Genomic DNA, 25,296 nt, shown 5'->3' on the forward strand with positions numbered 1-25,296 from the left:
ACCTCCGCCCGACACCTGGGCCCCGGAGCGGCAGCAGCGACGTGAGCATGGCAGCACCCTCATCACCCGTCAAGGCGGTTACGTGGAGGGGGCTTGGATCGCGGGCCGCGTCAGACGGCGATGGTCGTGATGGTCTTGTACTCGGTGTACGTGCCGAGGCCGACCGCACCGTACTCGCGGCCGATGCCGCTGGCCTTGAAGCCGCCGAACGGGCCGTCGAAGGCGACGGAGGCGCCGTTCACGGTGACGGTGCCGGTGCGGATGCGGCGGGCGACGGCCAGGGCGTGCTCCTCGTCGGCGGACCAGACGCCGCCGGAGAGGCCGTACTCGGACTCGTTGGCGATCCGGACGGCGTCGTCCTCGTCCTCGTAGGCGATGACGACCAGGACCGGTCCGAAGATCTCTTCCTGCGCGATGCGCATGGAGTTGGCGACGTCGGCGAAGACGGTGGGCGTCACATAGTTGCCCGCTTCCAGCCCCTCGGGGATCTGCGGGCCGCCGACGACCAGGCGAGCGCCCTCCTCGATCCCGAGCTGGATGTAGTCGCGCACCCGCTGCTGCTGGTCGGGGCGGATCATCGGGCCGATGAAGGTGTCGGGGTCGTTCGGGTCGCCGACCTTCAGCGAGCCGACCAGATCCTTCAGGGCCGTGACGACCTCCTCGTACTTCTCGCGCGGCGCGAGGACACGGGTCTGGGCGATGCAGGACTCGCCGTTGTTGAGCAGCGAGCCGAACTTCAGGCCCGCGACAGCCTTGTCGATGTCGGCGTCGGGGAGGATGACGGCCGCCGACTTGCCGCCCAGTTCCAGGCTGACGCGCTTGAGCTGCTCGCCGGCGATCGAGGCGATCCGGCGGCCGGCCCGCGTGGAGCCGGTGAAGGCGACCTTGTCGACGTCCGGGTGCGACACCAGGTACTCGCTGGTCGCCCGGTCCGCGGGCACCACGCTGATCACCCCCTCGGGCAGCCCCACCCGCTCGAGCAGTTCGGCGAGGAAGCCCATGCTCAGCGAGTTCTCCGGAGACACCTTCAGAACCACGGAGTTACCCGCGAGGAGCGAGGGGATGATCTTCGAAGTGGCGGAGGAGAAGGGTGAGTTCCACGGGATCACCGCGGCGACCACGCCGATCGCCTCCCGGCGCACCACACTGCGTACGGGCGAGGACGGATCGGAGGGGGCGAGGGTCTCCTCCCAGCCGAACTCCTCGGCCGCCTTGAGGTAGGCGTTCGCCTGCCGGGTCAGGCCGGGCTGTCCGGCCCGGGTGAACCAGCCCGCCGAACCGTTCTCCAGGGAGATCAGGTGGGCGACGTGGTCCGCGTTCTCCTCGCGCAGCGCGTTGAAGCGGCGCAGCAGCGCGATCCGCTCCGCCGGCGGAGTCAGTCGCCACTCCCCCTTGTCGAAGGAGGCGCGGGCCGCGGCCACCGCCCGGTCGATGTCCGCCGGGCGAGCCTGGGCGGCACGGCCTATCAGCGACCGGTCGTGCGGTGAGGCGATGTCGAGCGGCTCCGGGTCGCTCGGCTCGGCCCAGGAGCCGCCGATGTAGAGCTTGTCGTAGGTGATCATGAGCGTTCTCGTCTCCAGTGCTGTCGGTTCAGTTCACAGGGACTGACCAGGCGATCTGCAAGTGACATCGAAAGCGACCCCGCAAGTGGCACTTCAAGTGGCACTTCAAGTGGCACTTCAAGTGGCACTTCAAGTGGCACTTCAAGTGGCACCATAAGTGACACTGCAATGTAGCACTTGCTGCCACTAGTTGCTTGCTCAGATGGCTTTAAAGCTCCGAAGCTCCTCGCTAGAGCTACCGTTGAGGGGTGAGAGCCGACGCAGTACGCAATCTCGAAGCGGTCCTGACCACCGGGGCGCGCATACTCGCCGTCGAGCCGTGCGCCGCCGCCGGGACGCCTCGCACCAGCAGGCACACCTGAGTGCCGGTGAAGCGGCCGATCTCGCGGTAGACACGTTTCTACACGGCATGGGCGTCCCGCGCGTCAGTCGCATGACTTAGCAAGTGTTCCGTGTGTGTCCGGCGGCGTCGTCCCCGTCCGACCGTCAGATGACTGTTGTCGCCGGTCACCCGGCGAACCAGAGTGTGTGCCGCTGGCCATAGAGCACATACGAAAGGGTTTGACATGATCAACAGGCGTGTCTTCAGCAAGGCCGTCGGTCTGGGGACCGGCGCGGCCGCGGTCTCGCTGGCCGGGCTGCAGGGCTCCGCGTCCGCGGCGTCCGCAGCGCCCCGGCCGGGCGCCTCCTCCGCTTCCGCCGCCCCCGTCCTGCCCACGGTCACCCCCGGTACCCACACCGGCTTCCCGACGCTCAAGCACGTCAGGGCGGGCGTGCTGAACATCGGTTACGCCGAACTCGGCCCCGCGCGCGGCCCCGTCGTCCTTCTCCTGCACGGCTGGCCGTACGACATCCACAGCTACGTCGACGTCGCCCCGCTCCTCGCCGACCAGGGCTACCGGGTCCTCGTCCCCTACCTGCGCGGACACGGAAGCACCACTTTCCTGTCCCACCGCACCCCGCGCACGGCCGAACAGTCCGCCGTCGCCCTCGACGTCATCGCGTTCATGGACGCCCTGAAGATCCCCAAGGCGCTCCTCGCCGGCTTCGACTGGGGCTCACGCACCGCCGACGTCATCGCCGCCCTGTGGCCCGAGCGGGTCACGTCCATGGTCTCCACCAGCGGCTACCTGATCACCGATGTCAACGCGCAGGCCGAGCCCCTCGCCCCGGCCGCGGAACACAACTGGTGGTACCAGTGGTACTTCGCGAGCGAGCGCGGCAAGACGGCCATGGAGGACGAGAAGAAGCGCATCGCGCTGTGCCGCTACGTGTGGACGCTGGTCTCCCCGAACTGGAACTTCTCGGACGCCGTCTTCGAGCGCACCGCCGAGGCCTTCAAGAACCCCGACTACGCCGCGATCGTGCTCTTCAACTACCGCTGGCGCATCGGCCTGGTCAAGGGCGAGCCCCGCTACGACCGCCACGAGAAGCGGCTGTGGGCCCAGCCCTCCATCGGCGTGCCCACGGTCACCCTCGACGCGGCTCTCGACCCCTTCACCCCGCCGCCCGGCGACGGCTCCGGCTACCGCACCCACTTCACCGGCCCCTACCTGCACCGCACGATCGCCGACATCGGACACAACCTGCCGCAGGAGGCGCCCACCGCCTTCGCCCAGGCCGTCGTCGACGCCGACCACCTCTGAGTTCCCGCGCCCCACCGGCCCGGCGCCCCGCTAAGCCACCCCCTTGCCGGGCGACATGGCGCATGAAACCTTAATCACCGGTCAGAGTGGTGATGAGTCGGCGGTACGGACCGGCAGAGCTGCCTCTACGAGGTGGCCGGGCGGAGCGACGGCCTGCCGCGCCGTACCCGCCGCCCCGCCCAGCGGGTACGGCCCGCCATGCGCCGGCTCCTTGCCCAGCTGCCGGAGACGCCCGCGCTCGTCCTCGGCCGGTGCCTTGACGTCCTGGCGTGGAACCGCCCCGCTGTCGCGCTGTACACCGACTTCGCCGCGATCCCCGTACAGGGTGGCCTGCCGCGGGCGGTGCGGACCGTTGTGTCTTCCGTCCCGTGAACGTCAGGTCGGTCCTTTCGAGAGTGACGGAGTGATCGCCTGGGCGGTGTGCCGGTCGCATCGCATGATGCGACTCGCAGATGCGCCACTCACCTACTAAACTGCCACCGCGCCGTAGCACTTAAACGGTGACTCATATGTGTCTCGCATACGTGTGAGACTCTGCTGCGTGAGGTGGGGCGGGGTGGGGTGGGGTGGGCCGCGCGTGTCGGGCGACGGAGAAGCGCACCGCACACTCCTGCCTCCCGGCGGCGAAGGAAGTGGGGATCGTGGAGTCGCTCGAGGGGACAATGATCGGCCGGGAGAGCGAGCAGGAGGTGCTGGCGGCGTTCGTGGCCGACAGCGGGGGCCGGTCCCTCGTCCTGCGCGGTGACACGGGCGTGGGCAAGAGCGCACTCCTCGGACATGTCGCCGACCTCGCGGCGGCGCACACGTATCGGGTCGTCCGGGCCGCCGGGGTCGAGGCGGAGTCGGAGCTGCCGTTCGCCGGTCTGCACCAGTTCCTGTACCCCCTGCTGTCCTCCATCGACCGCCTCGACGATGTGCACCGCAGGGTCTTCGACGTCGTCTTCGGCCGGAGTCAGGGCACACCTCCCTCGGTCATGACGCTCGGCATCGCCGTGCTCGACCTGCTCTCCCTCGCGGCATCACAGCAACCCCTGCTGCTCATGCTCGACGACGGCCAGTGGATGGACGCCTCCAGCACCGAGGTGACCGGTTTCGTCGGGCGCCGGCTGACCGGCAGCTCGGTGAAGCTCGCCGTAGTGCTCCGCGCCGACCTGCGCTCGGGCTTCGACACGGCCGCGCTGCCGGAACTGCCGGTGACCACACTGTCGGAGAACGCCTCCGAGCAGCTCCTCGACGCCCGCCACCCGGGCCTCGCCCCCCGGATCCGCCGGCTCGTCCTCGACGAGGCGCAGGGCAACCCGCTGGCCCTGCTCGAACTGCCCCCGTACGTACGGCGGTCGGGGCGCACCTCCGGAGAACTGCTCGGGTACACCGGCATCCCGCTCCCCGTGCGCCTGCAGCACGTGTACGGCGACCGGATCCAGGCACTGCGCGACGAGGTGCGCGCGGAACTGCTGCGCGGCGCGCTCGACGGTGCCGGTGCGAGCGCCGGCCGCCCGCGAGGCACCCGCTACCGCATGACCGGGGCCGACGAGGCGGCGGACTGCGGCCTGCTCGACGTCGATCCGCTCACCGGCGACTTCGTCTTCCGCCACCCCCTGGTGCGTTCGACCGTCGTCCAGACGGCGACACCCAACGAACGACGAGCGGCCCACGCCATGCTCGCCGAGGTGCACCGGGACGATCTGGAACGCCGTGCCACCCACCTGGCGGCGTCGACGGTCGACCCCGACGACGAGGTCGCGGCCGTCCTCGAGGCGGCCGCGGACTCGGCGACGGTGCAGGGCGGCGCGCAGGCCGCCGTGGCCTGGCTGACCCGGGCCGCGGAGCTGAGCGAGGGCCACGGCGAACGGTCCCGGCGCCTGGGCAGCGCGGCCTACATCGCCGGCCACTCCGGCCAGTTGGACCAGGCCCGCCGGCTGATCCGCACCGGCGCCGGACCCGGCGCGTCACCGAGCTCGGTGGTCACCTCGGGGTATGTCGCGCTCTTCGAGGACGGGGACGTCCGCTCCTCGCACCGCCAGGTCTGCGCGGCGATCGAGAGCATGCGCGAGGCGGGGGTGAGCGAACCGGACACCGTCCTCACCCGCCTCGTCGACCTGTTGCTGGCCATCAGCCAGTACGCGAGTGACGAGGCCGCCTGGGAGCGGACCCATGAACTCCTGGACGGCCTGGGCGACCTGGTGTCCCCGCACTCGCGGATCTACCAGGACGCCTGGGGCGACGTGGTGCGCCGCGGCGCCGGTGTGCACGAGCGGGTCGAGCGCGCCTTCGCCGCCCTCGGCGACCGGGAGCCGTGGGACGTCACCCGGCTGGGAGTCGCCGCGTACCACGTGGACATCCTCAGCCGGTACCGGCCCCATCTGCAGCGCACCGTGGACCGCGAGGTGGAGACGGGCGCCCTTGCCGACGGCATGACGATGCTGCACCTGATCATGCTCGGCCAGATCGCGGCCGGTGAGTGGGGTGCGGCCGAGCGCACCGGGGAGCGGTGTCTGGAGCTGACGACGGCGCGCCGGCATGACCTGTTCACGTATCACTCCCGCGCCTATCTGGGGCAGATCGCCGCGCTGCGGGGTGATCTCGAGCGGGCCAGGGAACTGCAGGCCGTCGTCGATGCCTGGGCCCGCCCGCGCGGCGTCGGCTTCCTCACCCAGATCACCGACACCATCGGCACCACCGCCGCCCTCACCGAGGGCGACTACGAGGCCGCCTACCTCCACGCGATCGGCATCACACCTCCCGGCACCTTCAGGGCCTACGCCCACCAGGCGCCCCGCACCCTCCTCGACCTCGTCGAAGCGGCCCTGCACACCGGGCGGGCCGAACAGGCCCACGCCCACGCCCTCGCGGCCGAGGCCGCTCACCTCCCCGGCCTCTCCCCCCGCCTCGCCCTGATCACCTACGGCGCCCTCGCCATGACGACCGCCGACCCCGCCGAGGCCGAGACCCTGTACCACCGCGCCGAGACCCACCCGCACGCCGCCGACCATCCCTACGAGCTCGCGCGCATCCGTCTCGCGCACGGCATCCGGCTCCGCCACACCCGGGGGCGCAAGGCCGCACGCCTGCCGCTCACGCTTGCCGCGGAGACCTTCGAACGGCTCGGGGCACCCACCTGGACCGAGCGCGCCCGGGCCGAGCTCCTGGCCACCGGCGCCTCCCCGCTCGCGCCCTCGGCCGAACTCACCGCCCTGACCTGGCAGGAGCGCCGTATCGCCGACCTCGCGGCGAGCGGTCTGACCAACAAGGAGATCGGTCAGCGGATGCACCTCTCACCCCGCACCGTCAGCTCACACCTGTACCGGGTCTTCCCCAAGCTCGGCATCAGCTCCCGCGCCGCGCTGCGCGACGCCCTCGCCAAGGTTCTCGGCGAGCGACACGTGTGACCGCGGGCGGTCAGTGTGTCCGGACGCCCTGGTCGTCGAGCCAGCCGAGGACGTGGTCGGCGACGTAGCGCCAGCCGTTGTCCACGACGAGGGAGTGCGCGCGGTCCGCGAACTGCTTGAGGTCCGTCACGGCCGTGGAATCCCCGTACGCCTTGTACGCGGCCCGGGTGACGGAGTCCGGGACGAGCAGGTCCTCCTGCCCGGAGATCAGCAGCAGCGGGCCCCGGCCGGTGTTGCCGGTGTCCGCCGCGGCGTACGGGCCGCGTTCCGTTCTTGTGCCGCCCAGCTCGGCTAGGAGTTGGCGGGGGGCGGGCACCACGTACCGGTCGAAGAGCCGCTCGGCCTCCGCCGCGTCGAGGGTGTTCGCGAAGAGCGCGCGGAACCGCTCCGGGCGCAGTGACACCCGCGGACCGGCACCATCGCTGTCCCCGGGCCACAGTGCGGACCGGTGTCCGGGCAGCGGGATGTCGTTGACGGGGGCGGGCGCGATGGCCACCGCTGCCCGGCCGAGGTCGACACCGATCAGGTGCTGGGCCACAAGACCGCCGACCGCGTGCCCGACGAGGACCGGCGCCGTGTCGAAGGAGCGCACGATTCCCGCGTAATGCTCCGTCAGCGCTGCCAGGCCGAGGTCTCCGAAGGACGCGGGAGAGCGGCGCATCTCCCCGGCGTCCGGCGCCTCCCCCGGCCAGCCTGGGGTGAGAGTGCGGAACCCACGCCCGGTGAAGCGCCCGGCCCATGACTCCCAGGACAGCGCGTGCAGCCACTCACCATGGATGAAGACGACGGGCGTACGGTTCACGGTTGGCTCCTCCGAGCATGACGACCTTCACGCGCACCGGCACGCGGGCGACCGACTCAGGATCATTCAGGCGCAGGTCGGGAGGCGACAGTCGAATGACTTAATGTCGGCGGCCGACCGGCCCGCACGACCATGCGCGCCGTCGGAGCGGACGCGGTACGACGGTCGACCTTGCCGTCGTCGTACAGGTCGACGTGGCTGGCGCCGTCGATCCAGTACAGCTCCTTCGGCCCGGTGGCCCGCTGGTGGACGTCGACGGCCACCCAGGAGGTGACGGAGACGGCCGGGTCCTGGGCGCCGTCGGCACCGAGCCGGAACCGGCGGGCGACGTCCACACCGCTGACGGTGGCGACGGCCCGGACGCGGTGGTCGCCGCCGGAGGCGGAGAGCAAGTAGCCGCCGGAGGCGCAGATGCCGAGCAGGCCGACGCGGTCGGCGTCGGCCTCGTCCCGCGTACTGAGGAAGGAGACAGCGGCCTTGAAGTCCTCCACCCGCTGGGCGGGGTCCTCCAGGCCGCGCGGCAGGCCGCCGGACTCGCCCTGGTACCCGGCGTCGAACGCGAGGGTGACGAAACCGCGCTCCGCCGTCCGCCGCGCGTAGGTGCCGGACGTCTGCTCCTTCACGCTGGTGCCGGGGTGGCCGACCAGGTTTCTGCCTGGGAGAGAACCCTCCCCCTCACAGGCCCAGATCGAAGGCGAGGCAGGAGAAGTGCTGCCACCGCCCCTCGGGGTCGTATCCGCCGTTGACCTCGGCGTCCAGCCCGCTGTCCACGCTCTGGGTGGTGTCCTCGACGCGGATGCGCTCGGGGAGCTTGCCGAAGCGCGTGTGCCGCGCCGCCGCGGCGGTGTCGATGGTGGCTTCCTCGTTCATGGCCGTTCTCCACTTCGTGGACTGCGTCCGCGTGTGTGTCGGACAGCCACCACTCTCCACGCTCACACGTAACCAGTCAAGGCGGTTACGGGTTCGAAAGTCGCGCGCCGACTCGGCGGAGATGTTCCGCTCGAGTTCGGCCAACTCCTCGATCCAGCAGGCCAGTTCAGTTCCTGGTTGAGCAGCTCGAGCGGCGCCTCGGAGAGTGTGGTTGGACAGGGCGGCGTTCGGGCGGCTTCCGTGGGAGGCGCGGCAGCGTGCGCGGGCACGAGCCGGTGGAGCTGGCCCGTTTTCTCACCGCGTTCGTCCGGGGCTGCATGTCATGGGGAAAGCGCGGGAGCGCTGTACTGAGAGCCGGTGGCGGTGCCCCGGCGCCCCGGCCGCGCCGGGCTCAGCCCAGGTCGTGGACCTCCAGGATCGCGGAGACGAAGGCGTCCGGACGCTCCTGGGGCAGGTTGTGGCCGGCGCCGGGGACCACGTGGTGGGCGAAGGGCCCGGTGTAGTGCGGCCTGTAGGAACTGCCGTCGGTCCAGGGCGTCACGCCGTCGGCCTTGCCGTCCAGGGTGACGGTGGGCGCGGGGATCGTCGGCTGTCCGAGCAGGCGGCGCTCCAGCTTCTCGTAGCGGGGCGCGCCCGGGGCGGCGGCGAGGCGGTGGCGGTAGCTGTGCAGGGTGACCGCGACGTAGTCGGGGTTGGTCCACAGCTGCGCGGTCTGCGCGAACTCCGCCTCGGTGAACCGCCATTCGGGCGAGTTGCGCTGCCAGACGACGCGGCCCAGGCCCTCCCTGTCGCGCTCCAGGCCCTTGGCCCCGCGCTCGGTGAGGAAGTAGAAGAAGTACCAGAAGCCCAGCTCCAGGGAGGGGGCGAGGGGCTCCTGGGCGCGGGCGATGTTCTGGATGAGGTAGCCGTTGACGGAGACCAGGCCCGTGCAGCGGTGGGGCCACAGGGCCGCGGCCACGTTGGCGGCGCGCCCGCCCCAGTCGTACCCGGCGTACAGGGCCCGCCGGATGCCGAGGGCGTCCATGAACTCGATCAGATCCGCGCCGATGGCGGCCTGCTGACCGGAGCGGAAGGTGTCCCGGTGGCGGAACCTGGTCTCGCCGTGGCCGCGCAGGTAGGGGATGTAGCACCGGAAACCGTGGTCGGCGAGCGGCGGCGCCACCTCCGCGTAGGAACCGGCCGGGCTGAACGGCCAGCCGTGCAGCAGGATGACCGGCACGCCGTCGGCCGGGCCGACGACGTGGTAGGCGATGTCCAGGACCTCGGTGCGCACATGCCGCAGCGGACCGAGTCCCTGGGCGGCGACGGCCTGACCCGCTCCGGAGACTCCGGCCGTACCGGCCGCCATCCCCGCCGCCACCGCCTGGGACACCCTGCGTCTGCTGATCACGTCGCTCCTCCTGTCGCTCGGCGGATACATACGTTTCACACACCCGCCCCATTTAATCACCGTCTTGACCGGTGACAAGGCTCTCCCCTGCTTACATACATGTCAAGGAGGGGGGAGTGGTGCAGATACGTCGCTGTCAAACATGCGGCGGCTGGAAGCGTCCCGCGTATGAGGTGCTTGACCATGTCATCCGCCCGTGCACGTGCTGTTTCACGCGAGTACGGGCACAAGGTTCGATTAGACTGACGTCCATGAGGGCCGACGCCGCACGCAATCTCGAAGCTGTCCTGACCACTGGCGCACGTATGCTCGCCGCCGACCCGGGCGCGAGCATCGCGAGCATCGCCGCGGAGGCCGGCGTCGACCGCAGGACCGTCTACCGGCGGTTCGACACCCGCGAGGAGTTGCTCGCGGCGATCTACGTCTCCCGCCTCGAAGCCATCGAGCGGGCCATCGCCGACGCGCGCCTGCGCGAGGCCCCGGTCGCGGTGGCCCTGCACCGTTACGTGGAGAACATCATCGCGGTGAACCGGGCCTGGCCGGTCGATCTCACCCACATGCTCGCCGACGACGCGATCCGCGAGCGGCGCGACGCCTCGGTCCGGGAGGTCGACGCGTTCGTGCAACGCGCCGTCGAAGAGGGGACGTTCCGTACCGCGATGCCGGACGGATGGGCGCAGGCGCTGCTGCCCGAGCTGATGCATCTCGTGGTGCGGCGCATGCCCGAGCTGACCGACGGGCAGGCGGCGGACCTCGTCGTCGACACCTTGCTGAAGGGCCTTGGACCGGCCTGACCGGCCTCACCGGCTGGGGTGCGGCGCGGGTACGCGGAACGACGAACGGGCCCTGCGGGCGTTGCGGCCTGCGGGCCCGTCGGAAGATCGGAAGAGGGCGGAGGTCAGCCCTGTCAGCCCTGTCAGCCCTGTCAGCCCTGGGTGCTGTGCTGGCGGGCGCGGTAGCTGGCGGCCTTGACCCGGTTGCCGCAGGTGCGCATGGCGCACCATTCGCGGCGGTGGCCGCGTGAGCGGTCGAGGTAGGTCTGGGTGCACTCGGGGCGGGCGCACTCGCGCAGCAGGTCGCCGTCCTCGCCGCCGATGATCTCGACGGTCTCGCGGGCGAGCGCCGCGAGCCCCTGGGAGACCGAGCCGGTGCGGGTCGCGCCGTCCGGGCCGAGCCGCAGCGTCACGGGCATGCCGGACGCCTGGAGGTTCACCTCGGCGACCGCGTCGGCGGGCAGCGCCCGGCCGTCCATGCGCGCCGTCACCAGGGAGTAGATCGACTCCCGCAGCTCCACGGCGAGGGCGAGGTCGACCTCGCCGGCGCCCGGCGCCAGGTCGAGCATCCCGGACTCCACGAACCAGTCGTCGAGCAGCTCGGGGGTGGCGAGCTTCTCCGTCGGCAGCTCGTTGCGCCGCGCGCGCAGCGTGCCGACGAAGTCCAGGGGGAGCGTCCCGCAGGGAAAGGCATGGTTCACGTAACCATTCTGGATGGTGAGCCACTGGAATGCAACCTGTCGAAACGGTGACCCCGACCGGTGGCATGCGCTGTGCGGGAGGTTGTCAGGCTCTGCGCCACGCGTCGCTGCGTACGAGCTCGGCGAGGTGGGCGGGGCTCAGTACGGGGGTGCGGCGCGTTCCCGGGAGCTGATAGGCGCGGGCGTTCACTTCGGTGGCCAGTACGCGGAGGCCGTCGGGGCGCAGGGAGTCGGCCCGCCATTCGAGCGCGCCTCGGCCACCGTTCGTGGCCGGACCGGTGCCGGTCATGACGAGCGTGCCGTCGGCGAACTCCCGGGCGTTGTTGAAGACCTTGCCGATGGTCGGGTCGGCCGGTCTCCAGCGTTGCACCGTGACGGCTATGAGGCACTTGCCCTGTCCGTCGTCGACGGTGAGATGGCCGTAGCCGGGCTGTCCGCTCACGTCGGCCACCCGTACACCCCGGGGCAGTGTGGCGGCGATGACACGTGTGATGCGCTTCGCCGGCATGGACTGGTCGATGTCCGGTGCGGGCCGGTGTTCCGGCGGCGGCAGCTCCGCCAGGATCGGCTTCCAGGCGGGCGATCCGGCGATGGCGGCGAGCTCCTGGCGCGTGAGGGGCAGGGAAGGGCTTCGGTGCGGGGAGTTCCGCTTTGCCGGGGCCGGCGGGGCGGCGGGGGCGTTCGACACCGAGATCGCGAGCTGGCGGCCGTCCGGGTACGTGAGAACGGTGGTGAGTCGCCGGGCCGCCGTGGGGCGGGTTTCGTCGACCGGGGAATCGTCGGATGTCAGTTTCGCCCCGCGATAGTTCTTCGTCGTGCAGCTACTGCGCGGGTGCAGTGCACTGTCCGGGCAGCTCAGCGCTTGCGGACCGATGGACGTCGGGAGACGGCTCGCCGATACTTCCACGAGCCCCTCGGACCCGTTCCTCCTGAAGGTCACGGAGGCAGAAGTCGGGGGACCGATCTGCCGGTTCCCGGCGTCCTGGCCTCTTGCTTCGCCTCCCTGCGGAAGAAGCTCCCGCAAGGTGTGTGCGAAGGGGTTCGGGGATGCCGGGGCTTTCGGCTCCTCCGGGGCTGCGCAGCCTGACGCGAGCAGGGCCCCGGCTGCCAGTACGGGGAAGGCCAGTACCGCGCGATCACGGATCGGTTTCACAGTTCCTGACTCCGCGGGGAGAAGGGGGCGGGCCGTCGTCCTTGGAGGAGCGCCGGCCCGCCGTGGACAGCGCTGGGTCAGCGCTGGGTCAGCAGGGGCGGCCGGAGGAGATGGAGTCGTTGTAGGGGTAACTGAGCGTGTTCCAGGTGTAGTTGTCCTGGAACACGCCCTGGATGCCGCCGTAGTTGTTATCGGTGAAGAGGCACCAGGTCCGCCCCGAGTAGTTGCTGATGTAGGAGATGCTGTCCTGGAAGTTCCCGTCGCTGCCGTTGGTCAGGTTCGGGAAGGCGTAGTACTCGTAGTCGCAGCGGTTGGACGAGTTGTAGGAGTCCTGGCACAGCTTGATGGTGCTCGCGGCGGCGGCGGCCGTCGCGGGGACCGTCGTCACGGCTGCGACGAGCGCGCCCGCCGTCATCGCGATACCGGCACTCGCCATTGCCTTCTTCGCCAGCTTCATTGCAGCTCCTTCACCCGGATGGGTTCGTTGGAATTCAGAGGAACAGTGCGGAGGAACGGTCGGGGGGACAGTCGGGGGGGACAGTCGGGGTCGTCTTCCCGCGTGTGACGTGCATTCCGGTGGTGGACCCGGTCGACGGTTAGTACGTCGTCACCAGCGGCTCGTCCTCGTCGACGACATACGTGGAGAGCATCATCGTCGTCACCTTGCCGACGTTGACGGCGTTGTGGATGGTCCCGGACGGGATGAAGAACGGGTCGCCCGTGCGCAGCCGGACCGACGGCCTGTCGTCGAACTTCATGAGGACGTCGCCGCGGACGATGTAGCCGACCTCCACTCCGGGGTGGCTGTGCCGGCCCGACTCCTTGTGCCGGGGGATCTGCACCAGGGTCTGCACCGTCTCCCAGCCCTCGGCCGGGGACGGGTGTTCCTGCAGCAGGGTCCTGGTCACACCGTCGGTCGGGCCGGAGTCAGCGGCCTGGGCAGTCGAGGAGAGGGCGGCGACGCCGAGGGCGCCGGCCGCCGCGACACCGCTGGTACGGAGAAGAGAGCGTCGATCGATCGTCACGGGTTCTCCCATAGGTGTCAGGAGCCAGCTGGGCTACGGCCGTCAGGCGGTCCGGGTGCGCAGCCGGCGGGACTTCCGGCCGAGGAGGAGCGCCTGGAGCATGAACCAGACCCCGCCGCCGGTGGCGTACACCGACAGCGCGTCCAGCGACGGATGGTCGCCCGCGGCCTGGATGTTGTAGGTGATGCCGACGAGGAAGGACAGCCCGCCCGAGATCAGCGTCGGCCACTGCCTGCCGAACTCGGGGCCGCGCCGCCGCACTCCGACGATCACCTGAGCGGCACCCGATACGACGGCCCAGGCGCCGAACACATGCAGCACCGGTGCCTCGCCGCCGGCGCCGGCCACACCGATGGCGAGGGCGGCCAGCACGCTGAGCACCCCGTTGAACGCGGTGACCCTGCGCTCGGTCCCCTCGGGGGTGGCGCGGTGGTCGAGCAGCGAGGACACCGCGTCGATCAGCGGGTAGACGACCAGCAGGGTGATCGCCACCGCGTCGGCGTCCTCGTGGGCCCGGGCGAACGCCAGGGCCCAGGCCACGGCGAGGAGGCCGCGGCCGAGGTACAGCTTCAGCAGGGAGGATCGTTCGTCCGTGGCCGCCTGGGTGGTCGCGGACGCTGTCCGGGTGGTCGCGGTCGCCCTCTGTGTGCTCATGGAGGTTCGGCCTTTCTCAGGTCAGGAGGTCGTCGCCGACCCGGTCAGTTCCGGGGGGAGACGCAGCGGAAGCTGGAGGCGAGGGCGGGGTCGCCGTGGCCCTTGTAGTGGGACACCGCGGGATAGGCGCACAGGTCGCGCTCGACCTTCTCGCCATCGGTGTCGACCAGCGTGGCGGGCAGGGTCCTGGGCGCCTTGCCGTGCTCGACCCAGGCGGTCAGCGCGGCGAGGCCGTCGGCCGAACCGTCCTGGCCGTTGAGGCCGCAGTGGTCGGTGTTCGGGGCGAGGAAGACCCGGTAGAAGTCGTCGACCCGCTTGGCGCCCAACTCACGCCCGACCTGCTGGTGGTAGCGCACGGTGCCCTGGGCGGGGATGAACTGGTCGGTGTCGCCCTGCCAGGTGATCAGCTTGCCGCCGGACCTGCGGAAGTCCGACAGGTCCGGGTCGTCGGTGCCGATGACCTCGTCGTACTCGGCCTGGGACTGCTTGAACAGCTTCGTGAAGTCGCTGTAGGTGATCTTCGTGAGGTCGAAGGACGGGTCCTTCGCCAGGAAGAGCTGGACCCAGGCGGCGGGGACCGGGAAGGGCACACCCTTCACCACGCCGTCGCTCTTGTCGGGCTCGGAGTGCGCCAGGCCCGTCAGGTCGGCGCCGACCGGGACGCCCGCCCAGAGCTTCTGGCCCGAGGTGGTGCGGGGGCCGTCCCAGATCTTGCGGACCACGGCCGCGTCGGCCGCCGTGATGGTCAGCTCCTCACCCTTGCAGTCGACCTTGGTGCCGATCAGCCGGCGCGGGTCGAAGTCGCAGCGGGAGGCGTCGTTGACCAGGCCGTCCCTGACGCCGTCGAGCTTGTCGCAGCCCTTGACGGCGGCGTCGGTGAACGCCTTCAGCTCGCAGTCGGTCGGGTAGGTCTTCTCGTTGTTCAGGACCACCTGCGGCCACAGGGTGGCGACCTCGTACTCGTCCCAGTTGATGGCGGGCGCGTCCGCGAGGATGCCGTCGTAGTCGTCCGGGTAGGCCTGGGCCTCCATGTAGCCCTGGCGGCCGCCGGTGGAGCAGCCGGTGAAGTAGGAGTAGGCGGCGTGCCTGCCGTAGACACCGTTCACGACCGCCTTGCCGACGGCCGCGGCCTCGTGCTGGGAGCGGGAGGCGAAGTTCTTCAGCGCCGTGCGGTCGACCCGGCCCTTGTCGTCGAGGACCCAGCTCGTGTCCAGGACGTCACCGACGCCCGCGTCCGTCGTCATCACCGCGTAGCCGTTCTTCACCGCGGTACCCAGGCCGACGCCGTTGTCACCGGCGCTGAAGGCGCTGCCGCCGATCGCCTGGAAACGGCCGTTCCACTCCTGCTCGGGCAGCCAGGTCTGCACCTTGGCGTGATCGCCCTCTCCCGGGTGGGTGAGCACGACCGTCACCTGGCAGAACGCCGGGACACCCGAGACCTCGCCGCCGAGCAGCCCGGTGCCCTGGATGGTGCCGCCGGCCTGGCGGACCGCGGTCACGGACTCCACCCTCGTGCCGGCCGGAGCCTTCACGGACGGCGCCGCGCAGGCGGCGGCGGTGGTGGTGGCGGCGGTGGCGGCGGTATCGCGCGTCTCGTCGGCCGAGGCGGTCGGCAGCCATACCGCCGCCGCGACCAGCGGCACACCTGCCGCGAGTGCCGTCAGAGCCTTCTTCATGTTTCCCGTCCAAGTGGTAGGTGTGCGTCTTCTGCGACGGCGACACATGTGCACGTCACATGACGTGTCCAGAGTTGGGGATGCATTGCTTCGAGCACTCGGTCGGGCTCGATGCCGCCGTCCGGTGACAACTGTGTCCGTGGGCCCCACGGCGCGACAACAGTCAATTGACGGCTCTGTCGGCGGAGTTGACGCTTAGGTCATTCGACGGAAGTCGACGCCTCCGCATGTTCCTCGCGCGGCCACTTCGCGTGGTGCCGTTGCACCCAGACTGTGCTCCCCATCAGGGTCGAAAGGTCGTGGATCTCATCGGCCGCCTCATCGCGCTCCGCTCGTGTCACCGAAGCCACCGAAGTCACCGCTTGAGGCGGTGATGAAATCATGTCGACGCGCTCGCCACCTGTCAAGGCAGTTACTGCACGTTTTCTCGGGTGCCGAGGTGAGCCGAGCCAAGCCGAGCCGAGCCTCGCGTAGACCTTCACATCCGGCCGATGACACCCGTCCTGTCGTGCCCGTGGCAGGGACGGGGTGCGTCACCGAACCGACCTATGCTGCTGTGCATGGATGCTGGGCAACCTCCCCGTAAGCGTGACGGCGCCGCGACGCGCGAGGCGATCCTCGCCGCGGCGGTGGTCGAGTTCACGGAGCACGGCTATGCGCGGGCCGGGGTGCGGCAGATCGCCGAACGGGCGGGGGTGACGGCCATGATGATCAACCGTTACTTCGGCTCGAAGGACCGGCTGTTCGCCCAGGCGGTGGACCGGGCCTTCGAACCGCCGACCGTGGTGGGCGACGAGCGCCGAGAGCTGTCACAGGCGTTGGCGCACACCCTCGCCGAGCGCACCGGGCCCGGTGCCGAGCGTCTCGACCCGTTCCTGCTGATGCTGCGTTCGGTGCCGGACCCCGAGGCGACGGACGCCCTTCGCCAGGGCATCGAGACACATGTGGGCGCCCGGTTGGCGGGGCTGCTGCCGGAGCCCGGGGCAGAGGTTCGGGCCCAGCTCGGCCTTGCCCTGGTCGCCGGGGTGTGGCTGCTGCGCACGGTCGTCGGCACCACCGCGCTCGCCGAGGCCGCCGACGACGACCTCGCGGAACTGCTCACGGCCATGCTCCAGCCCCTCACGGCGGAGGCCGGAGACGGAGCCGCGCCCGACGCCGGCGCGGAGAATCCCGACGACTGACCGAAGAACGGGCGTTCAGAAGGCGGAGCGGATGAGCCCGCCGTCGACGCGGATGGTGGCGCCGCTGATGTACTGCGCGTACTCGCTGCACAGATACGCCACCGCCCCGGCGATCTCGTCGGGCTCGCCGAAGCGCTCCTGGTCGTTGGGGATGAGAGCCTCGACGGCGTTGGGCCGGATCTCCTCCCAGGTGTCGCCCCAGCCGCGGGCGGGACCGATGTGGGTGACGAGTTCCTTGGTGGCCTCGACGAGGATCGCCCCGGGCGAGACGACGTTCGAGGTGACGCCGGTGCCCTTCAGGTCGCGGGCCAGCGACACGGCGAGGTTGTGCCGGGCCGCCAAGGTGGCGTTGTACTGCGGGTGCGTGTTCATCGGCTGGGAGGCGAGACCGCCGCCGATCGTGATCACCCGGCCCCAGCCGCGCTCCCGCATCGCGGGGACGAGGTGCTGGATCATCCGCACCCCCGACACCACGTTGACGTTGTAGGTGTCACGCCACTCGTCGGGGGTCGCCTGCGTCCATGACAGATGCCGGTAGAAACCGGCGTTGTTGACGAGGATGTCGACGGGGCCGCCGGCGGTGGCCGCCCGGGCGACCTCGGCGGCTGCCTCGTCGTCGGCCAGGTCGCCCAGAACGACGGCAGCGTCTCCGCCGGCCCCACGGACCTCCCTGGCGACCTTTTCCGCACGCTCCTCGTCCCTGCCGTGGATCAGCACCGAGGCGCCCTCGGCCGCCAGCAGTTTCGCCGTGGCTTCACCGAGTCCGCCGCTCGATCCAGTGACGAGCGCGCGCTTTCCGGTCAGATTCAGGTTCATGTCCACGTCCTTCGCTCGGGCCTCGCCGGCCGTGATGACCGGAGAGATGTGCCGCCGCTGTCAAGTATACGGCCGTAGACTTTTTGCGGCACATGGAAGCCGATCCGCACCGTCAAGCGATAACCATGTAGGCCGGTGACGCCCTCACGTGTCGGAGTCGGCCTTGGCCAGTAGCCGGGCTGTTCCCGGGCCGCGAAGTGGCCGCCGCCGGTCGAATGTCGACGCCGTGCGAGCGGCCTGGCCCGAGGGCGGGACAGTCACGGGGCAGCCCGACGGCCTCGTCGGCGGCGTGCGGAAGCCTGTGACCACACGCCTCAGGAGGACGCGCTCAGGGTCAGGGCCAGCGAGGCGACGGCAGTGGCGAGGTAGAAGCCGGGAAACGCGAGGTTGTACAGCACGCGGGCGCGCAGATGGAAGGCGAGTGCGCCTGCGTAGAGCAGGACGAGACCGCAGGCAGCCGCGGCGGCCAGAGGGCGCAGCGCGGCGTCGAGGAGGCCGAGGAGGAGGCCCGTCGCGCCGGCCAGCTTGCAGGCGGCCAGCCGAGGCAGCCAGGACCGGGGGACGCCCACCTCCGCCGAGTTGGCCAGTACGAAGCGCGCTCCGGCGAGGTCGGCGGCGGCGATACCCACATTGCTGACGATGGTGAGCCACGTGACGACGAGGAGCGCGAGCTGGGTTCCGGTCATGCCTTCAGGGTCCCCGGGCGCTTCGGCGCCGTCCAATACCTGCCTCTATAACCTGCTGGCATGGATGTGGACACACGCCTGCTCCGGTACTTCGCCGCGGTGGCGGAGGAAACCACCCTGACCGGGGCGGCACAGAGGCTGTTCGTTTCGCAGCCCGCGCTGACCAAGCAGATCCGGCGCCTGGAGGACGACCTCGGGGTACGGCTCTTCACGCGTTCACGGTCGGGGATGGCGCTGACCGAGGCAGGCCGTGAACTCGCCGCACGGGTACCCGCGTTGTTGGACGGCTGGGACGAGGCGGCGCTGGCTGTCGGCCGGGTGGCGCGGGTGCTGCGCCTGGGCTTCCTGGACGCGGGCGCGGTGGGTGCCGGACTTGAAGTCATCGCCGAGTTCCGCCGGGCGCGGCCGGAGTGGCGGGTGGAGCTGCGGCAGTCCGCTTGGTCGGACCCGAGCGCCGGACTGGCCCGGGGCGAGGTGGATGCGGCGGTGGTGCGTCTGCCGTTCCCGGGGCAGGAGAGGTTGACGGTGCTGGATCTGTTCGCTGAGGAGCGCGGGGTGCTGCTCCCGGCTCGGCATCGGCTGGCGGACCGCGAGACGGTGGAATTCTCCGAGCTCTGGGACGAGCCGTTCGTCGCGGCCGGAGCCGAGACCGGGGCCTGGAGGGAGCACTGGCTGGCGACGGAGGAGCGGGACGGGCGCCCGGTCCGGGTCGGCGCCGTCACCAGCCGCCCCGACGAGTGGCTCGGGGCGGTGGCCGGTGGCTGCGTGGCGCTGGCCCCGGCGTCGGCGGCTCGTTTCCACCTCCACCCGGACGTGGTGTTCCGTCCGGTCAGCGGGGTCTCCCCGAGCCGGGTGGGGCTGGCGCGGCACCGGGGGCGGACGCACAAGGGCGCGCTGGATGAGCTGCTGGGGGCCATCGCGCGGCGGTTGCGCCGGAGTTGATGACGGGGTCGACGGTCCACCGGTGCGGTGACCAGCCGTAAGGCCACCCTTTCGGCGGCGGCCTCGTCAGCGGTGAACGCCTCGACCGGCACGAAGACACCCGCGGCGCCCGTAGCGCCCGTAGCGCCCGCGACGCCCGGGCAGGCCGCGCAGGCCGCGCAGGCCACGCAGGCCACGCAGGCCACGCAGGCCACGCAGGCCACGCAGCCACCCAGGCCGCGCACACCGCGTAGGCCGCGCAAGCCGGGCAGGCCACGCACGCCGCGCAGGCCACGCAGGCCACGCAGGCCACGCAGGCCCACTAGGCCACGCAGCCCACGCCCGCCGGCCCCCTTGACCCGACGGTCGCCACCGCGACGGTGGCCGCGCCGACGAGGGTGATGCGCGTGCCCGTCATGAAATGGGCCGGATCGGCGTCACAGCGTCTTTTCGAAGTGGGTCCGCACCGAGTCCAGGGCCGGGGCCACCGTGGATTCCTGGTCGTAGAAGTCGAACTGGCCGCCCGTCGTCCACCGCAGTTCCTTGGGGGCCGTCAGCGCCTCGTGGAAGCGGCGGGCGCCGTCCGGGACGGCGGCGTCCGGGCTGTGCAGCATGTACGTGGGTGCCGTGCACCGGGGGGCGACGGCGATGGGGTCGAAGGTCAGCCACTGCGGCCAGCTCATGACGGCGAACCGGTTGCCCCACTGCGGGACGGCGCCCCGGTCGGCCCGCAGGTAGTAGTCGAACGGCCCGTACATCGCGGCTCGTTCGTCGGTGTCGCTGGCCGCGGGGATGTAGTCGACCTCGCCCGTCGACTCGTACTTCGTCCGGGCCGTCTCGCCCAGGGCCATCCGCTCGCGGATGCCGTCCGGGCCGCCGTAGATGGACTCGACCAGCGTCGCGTCGTGCAGCCAGGGAGCCACCATGGCGACGGAGCGGATCTCCGGCTCGCGGGAGCCGGCGACCGCGATGTACCCGGCGCCGGCGCAGATGCCGAGCGCGCCGATGCGCGAAGCGTCCACGTCGGGGCGGGACTTCAGGTACGCGACGGCGCTCACGATGTCCTCGATCTTGCGCTCCGGGGACTCGAAGTTCCGCGGGTCACCCTTGGACTCCCCGTATCCGCGGAAGTCGAAGGCGAGGGCGGTCAGGCCCCGCTGGGCGAGTCCGGCGGCGTAGCGACCCGCCATCTGTTCCTTGACCGTGAGCCACGAGCCGACCACGAGTACGGCCGGGGAGGAGGACTCCCCCGCCGGCTGCGACGCCGGCCGGTAGAGGTCGCCGCGCAGGTCGACCCCCGCGCTGGGGAGGGTGACCCCCTCGACACGCACGTCACCGTTGGGGTTCATGGATCTCCCTTTCCGTCCAGCCTCGTCCTGGCGGCGCAGCTGCGCTCCGCGATGCACGGTATGGGGAATGGTCGATTCGGTGTCAAGCTGCCGGGTCGTTCTCGTCGAGACTTCATGACTTCGTCGTCGACATTGATTTTCCGGGGCGGGGAAGGCCCATTTCTCTTCGGTGACGGCCCGGTCGCCACGACTTCAGGTTGTACGTCCTCGCTTCTCACGGTCTCCTCCTGCCTTGGTTATGGTCACGCCGAATGACGGCAGCGGGCCTCGGGGCGCGGGGCCGGCCCGTCGTCGCGCCGTCCGCCGCCGCACAGGGCCCGGCGGCCCGGTGCCGTCGCCCGGGTGAGGCGAGCGCCGCGCTTGTCAGCGTCCACGGACCCAGGGAAGTCGTCATGCCTGTGCAGTCGCCCGCTCCTTCACCCCGCATACGCGCCGATCTGCTCACCAAGGAGTTCCCTCCGGAGATCTACGGGGGCGCCGGTGTCCACGTCGCGGAACTCGCGAAGGAGTTGCGCCCACTGGTCGATCTGCGGGTGCGCTGCTTCGGGGCACCGCGCGACGGACAGGACGTGACCGCCTACGCGGAACGCGACCTGCCCGGGGAGCGGAACCCCGCCCTGCGCACCCTCGGGGTGAACGTCGAGATGGCCGCGGCCTGCGCGGGCGCGGACCTGGTCCACAGCCACACCTGGTATGCCAACGCGGCCGGCCGGCTCGCGCAGGTGCTGTACGGCATCCCCCATGTCGCCACCACCCACAGCCTCGAACCGCTCCGCCCCTGGAAGACCGAACAGCTGGGCGGCGGTTACGCGTTGTCGTCCCTGGTGGAACGGTCGGCGCTGGAGAGCGCGGACGCGCTGGTCGCCGTGTCGCACGGCATGCGCCAGGACATCCTGCGCGTCTACCCCGACGTGGACCCGGACCGGGTGCACGTGGTGCACAACGGCATCGACACCCGGACCTACCGCCCCGACCACGGCACCGCGGCGCTCGAGCGGCACGGGGTGGACCCCGACCGGCCCATCGTCCTGTTCGTCGGCCGCGTCACCCGGCAGAAGGGGCTGCCCCAACTGCTGCGCGCGGCCTTCGATCTGGACCCCCGCGCCCAGCTCGTCCTGTGCTGCGGCCAACCCGACACCCCCGAGATCGCGGCCGAGACCGCGGCGCTGGTCGACGAACTGCGCCGGGTGCGCGACGGTGTCGTACGGATCGACGGCATGCTCGACCGGACCTCGCTGCTGCAGTTCCTCACCCACGCTTCGGTGTTCGTCTGCCCGTCCCTCTACGAGCCGATGGGCATCGTGAACCTGGAGGCCATGGCCTGCGGTACAGCCGTCGTCGCCACCGCGACGGGCGGCATCCCGGAGGTCGTCGCGGACGGCGAGACCGGGCTCCTGGTCACCGTCGAGCAGGAACAGGACGGCAGCGGCACGCCCCTGGACCCCCGGCGCTTCGCCGCCGACCTCGCGGCCGCGGTGAACCGGCTCCTCGCCGACCCCGACCACACCGCCCGGCTCGGCGCGGCCGGTCTCGCCCGGGCCCGGAAGGAGTTCGGCTGGGACGTCGCCGCGCAGCGGGCGCACGCCGTGTACCGGCGCGTCCTGGACCGCTGAGAGCCTGTGGCGCGCGCTCGTCGACCTCATGTTGTCCGCCGGAACCTTTTGACCGGACCACCTGCGCGGCCGTTAGTTTCCCAGACATGTCTCAAACGACTTCCGCGAGACTTGCAGAGGGTTTCCGCAAGCAAGAGGAGACCGTGGAGCCCACTGCATCGTCTGTGGACACCTCTCCGAAAAGCGGCGCTCGAGTCACCACTCTGGAGTTGTTCTTCGATCTCGCGTTCGTCTTCAACTTCACTCAGCTCGCCCGCGTCCTGAGCCGGGACATGACGGTGCGGGGAGTCGGCCGCGTACTGCTGATCTTCTGGCTCCTGTGGTGGATGTACGGCGGATACGCGTGGCTGACCAATCACCTGCCGCCGCATCGCAGGCACCACCGGATCCTGCTGCTGCTCGGCATGGCCTCGTTCCTGGTCATCGGTCTGGCGACCCCGAACGCCTTCCACGGGGACGGGGTCGCGTTCGGCATCGGCTATCTGGTGATCGTCTCCGTGCACGCCACCCTCTTCGCGCTCGGCGGTACCCAGGCGGCCCGCAACATGCTGCGCATCGCGCCGTTCCACACGGTGGGCGCGGCTCTCATCATCTGGGCCGGCTTCCTCGACGGGTGGGTCGTGTACGCGCTGTGGATCACGGCGGTCGGGCTCGAGGTCATCGCGCCCGTGCTGACCGGCGTGTCGGGCTTCGAGCTGAAACCGGGCCACTTCGTGGAACGGCACGGCCTGCTCATGATCATCGCGCTCGGGGACTCGTTCCTGGCGCTCGGCATCGGCACCGACGGGGGCCAGGCGCCGCCGTCCGTCGTGACCACAGCGGTCCTCATCTTCGTCATCCCGGCCGGTCTGTGGTGGGTGTACTTCGACGAGTCGGAGAAGGCCTGGCGGGCCGAGCTCGCCCTGGAACGCCAGGACGCGGTGCACCGCTCGCGCCTGGCCCTCGCCGCGTTCTTCTACGCCCACGTCCCGATGCTGCTCGGACTGATCCTGATCGCGGCGGCGGTGAAGAAGACCATCGTGCACCCCTACGAACCACTGGCCGGGGCCCCGTCCACCGCGCTGGCCTGCGGTGTGGCGCTGTATCTCGGCGGCATCGCCTGGTTCCACGGGATCTTGAAGATCGGCCCGCAGCGCTTCCACTTCACCGCTGCGCTGCTCGCCGTACTGGCGATCCCGGTGGGCCATTACGGATCGGCCGTGATCGAGGTCGTCGTGCTCGGTGTGCTCATCGGTGCCGCCCTGCTCAGCGACCACCGCTGGACCAAGAAGATGGCGCACCTTTACCACTGAGAACTGAGAACTGAGAACTGAGAGAACCGACGTGGTGGGCGACGCCGCCGTCACGACAGCGATGTTCCAGGCGACCCACCACATGCCCGGCACTCGGCAGGCCCGCGCTCGGCGCCCCCGGAAATCCCCTCATCCCCAGGAGTTTTCATGACCACTGCCATGGCCACTGCCACGGAAGAGACCCGGAGGGTTGCCCAACGGTGGTTCGAGGCGCTGACATCGGGCGACTTCGACGCCGCCGTCGACACGCTCGCCGAGGACGTCGAGTGGATCAATTACATTCCCGTTCCCAGTTACAACGACGACATGAAGTGGATAGGAACCCACCGCGGCCGGGACGCCGTTCTCGCCACGCTGGACATATTCCACGACGCGGTGGACGTACGGGTCGAGAAACTGGTGAACCTGGTGGTCGACGGCTGCCAGGCCGCGGGCGTCGTCCATGAACTGTCCACCGTGCGTGCCACCGGCGCCACGTTCGAGATCGAATTCGTCCAGTGGCTCACGGTCCGCGACGGCCGGATCGTCCGCTGGAAGTCCTACACGGACCCGTCTCCCATCATCCGTGCCCTGCGCGACGACAGCGCCCCGCAATCCGGGCACGTAGCCGTCTGACGACCACCCACAGAGGAGTCCGCACCGTGAATCCGGTACGCACCCGGACCGCGCTGGTCACCGGCGCCAACCGCGGAATCGGTCTGGAGACCTGCCGCCAACTGGACCGCGCCGGCCTGAACGTCGTCCTGGCCGCCCGCGACCTCGCCCGCGGCACCGCGGCCGCCAAGGCGCTGGGCGGTTCCCGGATCCGGGCCGAGGAACTGGACGTCACCAGCGCCCGGAGCGTGGAGAGCTGCGCACAACGGCTCGCCGCCGCCGGGACCGAGGTCGACATCCTGGTCAACAACGCCGGCATCTACCCGACCGCCGGGTTCTTCTCTCTCGACGAGGAGACCTTGCGCAACGCCTTCGACGTCCATCTCATGGGCGCCTTCCACCTCTGCCGGGCCTTCGTGCCCGCGATGGCCCGGCGCGGGTTCGGCCGCGTGGTGAACGTGTCCTCGGGCGGCGGCGCCCTCACCGACAACGTGCCCTCGCCCGCCGCCTACGGGATCTCGAAAGCGGCGCTCAACGCGCTGACCCTGGTGGTCGCCGCCGCGGTGCCCGACACCGTCAAGGTCAACGCCGTGTGCCCCGGCTGGGTCCGCACCGACATGGGCGGGCGGGCCGCGCCGACGAGCGTCGAGGACGGTGCCGACACGGTGGCCTGGCTCGCCCGGCTGCCCGACGACGGCCCCACGGGCGGGTTCTTCCGCGACCGCCGCAGGATCGGCTGGTGACCCGCGCTCATTGTTCGCCGGCGGAGTTCAGATAGTCGAGGACCGCTTTTTGGTGCCGCTTCCCGCCTCCTTCCATCATGTTCGGTAATCGCCGTTTCGGACCGAAGCCGACGAATCATTCGAGGACTTGAGGGAGTTGCCGTGCTTTTCTACGTCCAGATGAAGTGGAACCACGAGGGCCGGATTTCGCTCGACGAGCTGTGGGAGCTCGAACAGGACGAGGCCGCGCACGCTCAGGAAACGGTCGACTCGGGATTCTGCGTCGGCATCTGGAAGGTCGCGGCGCAAAAGCGCGTCATAGCCATCATCGACTCTCCGGACGCCGAAGAACTCGACCGCACCGCCCTCGGCCGGCTGCCGATGCGCGAGTACCTGGAGTTCGAGAAGGTCTGGCCGCTGCGCGACTACGTCGGTTTCGCCGACGACGTCAAGCAGCGCTACAAGGTCTGAGTCTCCGGGC

The 25,296-nt window shown here is 70.5% G+C and carries 24 protein-coding genes and 1 pseudogene; 11 read left to right on the plus strand and 14 right to left on the minus strand.

Annotated features, from left to right (window positions below; all coding sequences use genetic code 11):
* Positions 1–110: 110 nt before the first annotated feature.
* Complete coding sequence (locus tag ACH4RC_RS32755; protein WP_398207345.1) at positions 111–1,562, minus strand: aldehyde dehydrogenase; 1,452 nt, start codon at positions 1,560–1,562, stop codon at positions 111–113.
* 566 nt (positions 1,563–2,128) lie between these two features.
* On the opposite strand from ACH4RC_RS32755, the gene ACH4RC_RS32760 reads away from it, so the two are divergent.
* From ACH4RC_RS32760 to ACH4RC_RS32770, 3 genes and pseudogenes are all read left to right on the plus strand, one after another.
* On the plus strand, positions 2,129–3,208 hold the full coding sequence (locus ACH4RC_RS32760; RefSeq protein ID WP_398207346.1) for an alpha/beta fold hydrolase: 1,080 nt from the start codon (positions 2,129–2,131) through the stop codon (positions 3,206–3,208).
* Positions 3,209–3,316: 108 nt separating this feature from the next.
* Positions 3,317–3,526, plus strand: a pseudogene (locus ACH4RC_RS32765) (transcriptional regulator); the annotation flags it as partial.
* A gap of 344 nt (positions 3,527–3,870) precedes the next feature.
* Positions 3,871–6,597, plus strand: a complete 2,727-nt coding sequence (locus tag ACH4RC_RS32770; RefSeq protein WP_398207522.1) for an AAA family ATPase — start codon at positions 3,871–3,873, stop codon at positions 6,595–6,597.
* Between the two features lie 10 nt (positions 6,598–6,607).
* On the opposite strand, the gene ACH4RC_RS32775 is transcribed toward ACH4RC_RS32770, so the two are convergent.
* From ACH4RC_RS32775 to ACH4RC_RS32790, 4 genes are all read right to left on the minus strand, one after another.
* The gene (locus ACH4RC_RS32775) at positions 6,608–7,399 is read right to left on the minus strand and encodes an alpha/beta hydrolase (protein ID WP_398207348.1); all 792 of its coding nucleotides are present in this window, start codon (positions 7,397–7,399) and stop codon (positions 6,608–6,610) included.
* A gap of 62 nt (positions 7,400–7,461) precedes the next feature.
* Positions 7,462–8,088, minus strand: coding sequence for an alpha/beta hydrolase (locus tag ACH4RC_RS32780; RefSeq protein WP_398207523.1), 627 nt, complete (start codon positions 8,086–8,088; stop codon positions 7,462–7,464).
* Entirely contained in the window at positions 8,075–8,269 is a 195-nt protein-coding gene (locus tag ACH4RC_RS32785) for a hypothetical protein (protein WP_398207349.1), read from the minus strand. Before ACH4RC_RS32785 ends, ACH4RC_RS32780 begins: the two co-directional genes overlap by 14 nt.
* 391 nt (positions 8,270–8,660) lie before the next feature.
* The gene (locus tag ACH4RC_RS32790; RefSeq protein WP_398207351.1) at positions 8,661–9,659 is read right to left on the minus strand and encodes an alpha/beta fold hydrolase; all 999 of its coding nucleotides are present in this window, start codon (positions 9,657–9,659) and stop codon (positions 8,661–8,663) included.
* A 305-nt stretch (positions 9,660–9,964) separates the two neighbouring features.
* Here ACH4RC_RS32790 and ACH4RC_RS32795 point away from each other — a divergent pair, with 305 nt between their 5' ends.
* Entirely contained in the window at positions 9,965–10,453 is a 489-nt protein-coding gene (locus tag ACH4RC_RS32795) for a TetR/AcrR family transcriptional regulator (RefSeq protein ID WP_398207524.1), read from the plus strand.
* A 131-nt stretch (positions 10,454–10,584) separates the two neighbouring features.
* Here ACH4RC_RS32795 and ACH4RC_RS32800 read toward each other — a convergent pair whose 3' ends face one another.
* The 6 genes from ACH4RC_RS32800 to ACH4RC_RS32825 form a co-directional block, all read right to left on the minus strand.
* Positions 10,585–11,133 carry a CGNR zinc finger domain-containing protein gene (locus ACH4RC_RS32800; protein ID WP_398207353.1) on the minus strand — a complete coding sequence of 183 codons (549 nt, stop codon included), beginning with the start codon at positions 11,131–11,133 and terminating at the stop codon, positions 10,585–10,587.
* 85 nt (positions 11,134–11,218) lie between these two features.
* Positions 11,219–12,073 (minus strand): hypothetical protein, encoded by an 855-nt coding sequence (locus ACH4RC_RS32805; RefSeq protein WP_398207355.1) that lies wholly within the window; start codon positions 12,071–12,073, stop codon positions 11,219–11,221.
* Between the two features lie 301 nt (positions 12,074–12,374).
* Positions 12,375–12,743: a hypothetical protein gene (locus ACH4RC_RS32810; RefSeq protein ID WP_398207356.1), complete on the minus strand. Its 369-nt coding sequence runs from the start codon at positions 12,741–12,743 to the stop codon at positions 12,375–12,377.
* Between the two features lie 139 nt (positions 12,744–12,882).
* A complete protein-coding gene (locus ACH4RC_RS32815) occupies positions 12,883–13,311 on the minus strand; it encodes a cupin domain-containing protein (RefSeq protein ID WP_398207358.1) in 429 nt (142 codons plus the stop codon).
* Positions 13,312–13,353: 42 nt separating this feature from the next.
* Positions 13,354–13,965, minus strand: a complete 612-nt coding sequence (locus ACH4RC_RS32820; protein ID WP_398207359.1) for a DUF308 domain-containing protein — start codon at positions 13,963–13,965, stop codon at positions 13,354–13,356.
* A gap of 44 nt (positions 13,966–14,009) precedes the next feature.
* Positions 14,010–15,641, minus strand: coding sequence for a tannase/feruloyl esterase family alpha/beta hydrolase (locus tag ACH4RC_RS32825; protein ID WP_398207361.1), 1,632 nt, complete (start codon positions 15,639–15,641; stop codon positions 14,010–14,012).
* Between the two features lie 560 nt (positions 15,642–16,201).
* Between ACH4RC_RS32825 and ACH4RC_RS32830 the strand changes: the two genes are divergently transcribed.
* Positions 16,202–16,822, plus strand: a complete 621-nt coding sequence (locus tag ACH4RC_RS32830; RefSeq protein ID WP_398207362.1) for a TetR/AcrR family transcriptional regulator — start codon at positions 16,202–16,204, stop codon at positions 16,820–16,822.
* A 15-nt stretch (positions 16,823–16,837) separates the two neighbouring features.
* Here the strand turns inward: ACH4RC_RS32830 and ACH4RC_RS32835 are convergent, their stop codons facing one another.
* The gene (locus tag ACH4RC_RS32835; RefSeq protein ID WP_398207363.1) at positions 16,838–17,638 is read right to left on the minus strand and encodes an SDR family NAD(P)-dependent oxidoreductase; all 801 of its coding nucleotides are present in this window, start codon (positions 17,636–17,638) and stop codon (positions 16,838–16,840) included.
* A gap of 314 nt (positions 17,639–17,952) precedes the next feature.
* Positions 17,953–18,324, minus strand: a complete 372-nt coding sequence (locus ACH4RC_RS32840; protein WP_398207365.1) for a DoxX family protein — start codon at positions 18,322–18,324, stop codon at positions 17,953–17,955.
* A gap of 60 nt (positions 18,325–18,384) precedes the next feature.
* Between ACH4RC_RS32840 and ACH4RC_RS32845 the strand changes: the two genes are divergently transcribed.
* A complete protein-coding gene (locus tag ACH4RC_RS32845) occupies positions 18,385–19,266 on the plus strand; it encodes a LysR family transcriptional regulator (RefSeq protein WP_398207366.1) in 882 nt (293 codons plus the stop codon).
* Between the two features lie 416 nt (positions 19,267–19,682).
* On the opposite strand, the gene ACH4RC_RS32850 is transcribed toward ACH4RC_RS32845, so the two are convergent.
* Positions 19,683–20,594 carry an alpha/beta hydrolase gene (locus ACH4RC_RS32850; protein ID WP_398207368.1) on the minus strand — a complete coding sequence of 304 codons (912 nt, stop codon included), beginning with the start codon at positions 20,592–20,594 and terminating at the stop codon, positions 19,683–19,685.
* Between the two features lie 392 nt (positions 20,595–20,986).
* Between ACH4RC_RS32850 and glgA the strand changes: the two genes are divergently transcribed.
* From glgA to ACH4RC_RS32875, 5 genes are all read left to right on the plus strand, one after another.
* Positions 20,987–22,207, plus strand: a complete 1,221-nt coding sequence (gene glgA, locus ACH4RC_RS32855; RefSeq protein ID WP_398207370.1) for a glycogen synthase — start codon at positions 20,987–20,989, stop codon at positions 22,205–22,207.
* An 86-nt stretch (positions 22,208–22,293) separates the two neighbouring features.
* Positions 22,294–23,499: a low temperature requirement protein A gene (locus ACH4RC_RS32860; RefSeq protein ID WP_398207372.1), complete on the plus strand. Its 1,206-nt coding sequence runs from the start codon at positions 22,294–22,296 to the stop codon at positions 23,497–23,499.
* Positions 23,500–23,646: 147 nt separating this feature from the next.
* Positions 23,647–24,114 (plus strand): nuclear transport factor 2 family protein, encoded by a 468-nt coding sequence (locus ACH4RC_RS32865; protein WP_398207373.1) that lies wholly within the window; start codon positions 23,647–23,649, stop codon positions 24,112–24,114.
* Between the two features lie 26 nt (positions 24,115–24,140).
* Positions 24,141–24,836, plus strand: coding sequence for an SDR family NAD(P)-dependent oxidoreductase (locus ACH4RC_RS32870; protein ID WP_398207375.1), 696 nt, complete (start codon positions 24,141–24,143; stop codon positions 24,834–24,836).
* A 141-nt stretch (positions 24,837–24,977) separates the two neighbouring features.
* Complete coding sequence (locus ACH4RC_RS32875; RefSeq protein ID WP_398207377.1) at positions 24,978–25,286, plus strand: muconolactone Delta-isomerase; 309 nt, start codon at positions 24,978–24,980, stop codon at positions 25,284–25,286.
* The last annotated feature ends 10 nt before the right edge of the window (positions 25,287–25,296 follow it).

The sequence above is a fragment of the Streptomyces sp. NPDC016845 genome (assembly GCF_044332585.1).
Taxonomy (GTDB): Bacteria; Actinomycetota; Actinomycetes; order Streptomycetales; family Streptomycetaceae; genus Streptomyces.

Excerpts from the sequence above, each read along its gene's own strand:
- ACH4RC_RS32755 (WP_398207345.1), bottom strand. The coding sequence starts at position 1,562 with ATGATCACCTACGACAAGCTCTACATCGGCGGCTCCTGGGCCGAGCCG.
- ACH4RC_RS32760 (WP_398207346.1), top strand. The coding sequence starts at position 2,129 with ATGATCAACAGGCGTGTCTTCAGCAAGGCCGTCGGTCTGGGGACCGGC.
- ACH4RC_RS32770 (WP_398207522.1), top strand. The coding sequence starts at position 3,871 with ATGATCGGCCGGGAGAGCGAGCAGGAGGTGCTGGCGGCGTTCGTGGCC.
- ACH4RC_RS32785 (WP_398207349.1), bottom strand. The coding sequence starts at position 8,269 with ATGAACGAGGAAGCCACCATCGACACCGCCGCGGCGGCGCGGCACACG.
- ACH4RC_RS32795 (WP_398207524.1), top strand. The coding sequence starts at position 9,965 with ATGCTCGCCGCCGACCCGGGCGCGAGCATCGCGAGCATCGCCGCGGAG.
- ACH4RC_RS32810 (WP_398207356.1), bottom strand. The coding sequence starts at position 12,743 with ATGAAGCTGGCGAAGAAGGCAATGGCGAGTGCCGGTATCGCGATGACG.
- ACH4RC_RS32820 (WP_398207359.1), bottom strand. The coding sequence starts at position 13,965 with ATGAGCACACAGAGGGCGACCGCGACCACCCGGACAGCGTCCGCGACC.
- ACH4RC_RS32825 (WP_398207361.1), bottom strand. The coding sequence starts at position 15,641 with ATGAAGAAGGCTCTGACGGCACTCGCGGCAGGTGTGCCGCTGGTCGCG.
- ACH4RC_RS32830 (WP_398207362.1), top strand. The coding sequence starts at position 16,202 with ATGGATGCTGGGCAACCTCCCCGTAAGCGTGACGGCGCCGCGACGCGC.
- ACH4RC_RS32835 (WP_398207363.1), bottom strand. The coding sequence starts at position 17,638 with ATGAACCTGAATCTGACCGGAAAGCGCGCGCTCGTCACTGGATCGAGC.
- ACH4RC_RS32840 (WP_398207365.1), bottom strand. The coding sequence starts at position 18,324 with ATGACCGGAACCCAGCTCGCGCTCCTCGTCGTCACGTGGCTCACCATC.
- ACH4RC_RS32845 (WP_398207366.1), top strand. The coding sequence starts at position 18,385 with ATGGATGTGGACACACGCCTGCTCCGGTACTTCGCCGCGGTGGCGGAG.
- ACH4RC_RS32850 (WP_398207368.1), bottom strand. The coding sequence starts at position 20,594 with ATGAACCCCAACGGTGACGTGCGTGTCGAGGGGGTCACCCTCCCCAGC.
- glgA (WP_398207370.1), top strand. The coding sequence starts at position 20,987 with ATGCCTGTGCAGTCGCCCGCTCCTTCACCCCGCATACGCGCCGATCTG.
- ACH4RC_RS32860 (WP_398207372.1), top strand. The coding sequence starts at position 22,294 with ATGTCTCAAACGACTTCCGCGAGACTTGCAGAGGGTTTCCGCAAGCAA.
- ACH4RC_RS32865 (WP_398207373.1), top strand. The coding sequence starts at position 23,647 with ATGACCACTGCCATGGCCACTGCCACGGAAGAGACCCGGAGGGTTGCC.